Origin of the sequence: Xenophilus sp. (assembly GCF_044462705.1) — a bacterium.
GTDB lineage: Bacteria > Pseudomonadota > Gammaproteobacteria > Burkholderiales > Burkholderiaceae_C > Xenophilus > Xenophilus azovorans.
Genome location: NZ_JBIQNC010000333.1, coordinates 1 through 2,987 on the forward strand (window position 1 = coordinate 1; position 2,987 = coordinate 2,987).

Sequence of the window (2,987 nt, forward strand, 5' to 3'; positions counted from 1 at the left end):
GTCCGCGAAGACTGGGGGTGGGTTTATTTCAGCCGAGTGACGAGGCTGGAGGTGTCGAAGCGGCTGCCGCCGGCCTGCTGCACGTCGGCATAGAACTGGTCCACCAGCGCCGTGACGGGCAGGCGCGCGCCGTTGCGCTTGGCCTCGTCGAGCACCAGGCCGAGGTCCTTGCGCATCCAGTCGACCGCGAAGCCGAAGTCGAACTTGCCTTCGATCATGGTCTTGCCGCGGTTGTCCATCTGCCAGCTCTGCGCGGCGCCCTTGCCGATCACCTCGAGCACCTTCGCCATGTCCAGCCCGGCGCGCTGGCCGAAGGCGATGGCCTCCGCCAGCCCCTGCACCAGGCCGGCGATGCAGGTCTGGTTGACCATCTTCGCCAACTGGCCGGCGCCGCTGGCGCCCAGCAGCGTCACGGCGCGGGCGAAGGCGCCGACGACCGGCTCCACCCGCTCGAAGGGCGCGGCCTCGCCGCCGCACATCACGGTGAGCACGCCGTTCTGCGCGCCGGCCTGGCCGCCGGAGACGGGGGCGTCGATGAAGTGCAGGCCCTTGGCCTGCGCGGCCTCCGACAGCTCGCGCGCGACGTTGGCGGAGGCGGTGGTGTGGTCGACGAACACGGCGTCCGCCTGCATGCCGGCGAAGGCGCCGTCGTCGCCCAGCACCACGCTGCGCAGGTCGTCGTCGTTGCCGACGCAGCAGAACACGATGTCGGCACCGGCGGCGGCCTCGCGCGGCGTGGGCGCGCCGGCGTGCGGCGCGCCGCCCAGCTCCTGCAGCCACGCGGCGGCCTTGGCGGGCGTGCGGTTGTAGACGGTGACCGTGTGGCCCGCCTTGGCCAGGTGGGCGGCCATGGGGTAGCCCATCACGCCCAGGCCCAGGAACGCGACGCGCCGGGCCGGGGTGGGGGAATAGCTCTTGGGGGTGAAGGAGGGGGTGGTCATCCCGCGAGCTTAGTCCAGCCCCCGGGCGCGTGCAGCGCCCGGAGGCGCCGCGTCACTTCTTCGCGGTGGCGGCGTCCAGGCGCTTGCGCATCGCGGCCGCGCGCTCCGACGACGGCGGGTGCGAGCTGAGGATCGAGCTGCCGCCGGACGCGCCGCCGCTGAGCTGGGCCAGCTTCTCGAAGGCGGTGACCAGGCCCTTGCGCTCCAGCTTGCGCTCGGTCAGCAGGTCGAAGGAATAGTTGTCGGCCGCGCTTTCCTGCGCCTGCGAGAACTGCGCGTTGACGAACTTCTCGGCCAGGTCGCCGGCCTGCGACTGCGACAGCTGCCCCACCACGCCGCCGGCCGATGCGGCCAGCGCCCGCGCGGCCGAGGCGGCGTAGGCGGTCTGCATGCGGGACTTGCTGTGGCCCAGCGCCACGTGGCCGATCTCGTGGCCCAGCACGCCGCGCACCTCGTCGTCGGTCATCAGGTCCATCAGGCCGCTGTAGACGCGGATGCAGCCGTTGGCCATGGCCCAGGCGTTGACGTCCTGCGTCACGTAGACCTTGTAGACCGCCGGCTTGCCGTTGACGGTGGCCGGCATCTGGCGCACGAGCTGGTTCAGGCGCTGCGTGTACTTGCTGCCGGCCGGCGCGATCTGGTTCTTCTGGTCCATCGCGGCGCAGGACTGGTCGGACATGGCGACCACGTCGCCGTCGCTCAGCGACATGGCCTTGGCGGCGGTGCCGCCGGCAGCCAGCAGCGCGCCGGCGCCGTCGGCGGACTTCATGGTTTCGCAGCCCGTGAGCGCGGCCACGGCTGCCACGGCCGCGCATGCGGCCCAGCGATAACGATGCATGGGAACTCCCTGGTTTTCTTGGAAGCGAGGGCCGGCCTGCCGCGCTGCGGCGCGGGCCGGCCCATCGGATGCCGCTCGATGCGGCGCGCGGATCATAGAAGGTCCGCGCGCCGACGCGTCAGTCCAGCTTGATGCCGGCGGCCTTGATCACCGGCCCCCAGCGCCGCGACTCGGCGCGCGCCAGCTGGTGGAACTGCTCGGGCGAGCCCGGCATCGCGTCCATGCCGATGTCGGCGAAGCGCTTGATCACGGCCGGGGTGGAGAAGGAGCGGTTCAGTTCCGTGTTCAGGCGCTGCACCGTCGCCGCCGGCAGCCCGGCCGGGCCCAGCAGGCCCTGGAAGGCGAACACCTCCGAGTCGCGCACGCCCACCTCGGCCAGCGTCGGCACGCTGGGCAGCAGCTTGCTGCGCGCGCCCGAGCCGATGGCCAGCACGCGCACCTTGCCGCTCTGCATGATCTGCAGGCCCGAGGCCAGGTCGAGGAACATGCACGGCACCTGGCCGCCCATCACGTCCTGCATCGCCGGCGCCGCGCCGCGGTAGGGGATGTGGGTGAGGAAGGTGCTCGTGCGGTTCTTGAACATCTCCATCGCCAGGTGGTGCGGCGAGCCGTTGCCGGGCGAGGCGTAGTTCACCTTGCCGGGGTTGGCCTTCACGTAGGCGAGGAACTCCTTGAAGTCCTTGGCCGGGAAGTCCGGGTGCACCACCAGCGCCAGCGGGAACTTGCCGATCGCGCCGATGTAGCTGAAGTCCTTGTCGGGGCTGAAGGGCAGCTTGCTGAACAGGTACTCGTTGAAGGCCAGCACGGCGTTGTCGGCCGACATGATGGTGTAGCCGTCGGGCTTGCTCTTGGCCACCAGGTCGGCGCCGATGTTGGTGGCGGCGCCGGGGCGGTTGTCGATCAGCAGCGGCTGGCCCAGCGGGCCGCGCATGGCCTCGGCCAGGGCGCGGGCGATCACGTCGGTGCCGCCGCCGGCCGGGTAGGGCACGATCCACTTGATGGGCTGCTCGGGCCAGCCCTGGGCGCGCGCGAAGGGGGTGGCGGCCAGGGCCGCGCCGGAAGCCAGCGTGGCCAGCAGGTGTCGTCGTTGCATCGTTCAATCTCCTTGTGTGTCGTTGCCGAACGCGGACAGGGATGGTACGGGCAGGGCGTGGAGGGCGTCGGCCAGGGCCTGGCGGCATCGCGCCTCGTCGCCGAGCTGCTCGAAC

General features: G+C 71.5%; 3 protein-coding genes. All 3 read right to left on the bottom strand.

The genetic code is table 11. The features are described from left to right. Positions 1-23: 23 nt before the first annotated feature. The 3 genes from ACIY1X_RS25720 to ACIY1X_RS25730 all read right to left on the bottom strand — a co-directional run bounded on the left by ACIY1X_RS25720 (position 24) and on the right by ACIY1X_RS25730 (position 2,872). Complete coding sequence (locus tag ACIY1X_RS25720) at positions 24-941, bottom strand: NAD(P)-dependent oxidoreductase (protein ID WP_038200162.1); 918 nt, start codon at positions 939-941, stop codon at positions 24-26. A gap of 52 nt (positions 942-993) precedes the next feature. Further along, complete coding sequence (locus tag ACIY1X_RS25725; protein WP_399686345.1) at positions 994-1,779, bottom strand: M48 family metalloprotease; 786 nt, start codon at positions 1,777-1,779, stop codon at positions 994-996. A gap of 118 nt (positions 1,780-1,897) precedes the next feature. Further along, the gene (locus ACIY1X_RS25730) at positions 1,898-2,872 is read right to left on the bottom strand and encodes a Bug family tripartite tricarboxylate transporter substrate binding protein (protein ID WP_399686348.1); all 975 of its coding nucleotides are present in this window, start codon (positions 2,870-2,872) and stop codon (positions 1,898-1,900) included. Between the last annotated feature and the right edge of the window lie 115 nt (positions 2,873-2,987).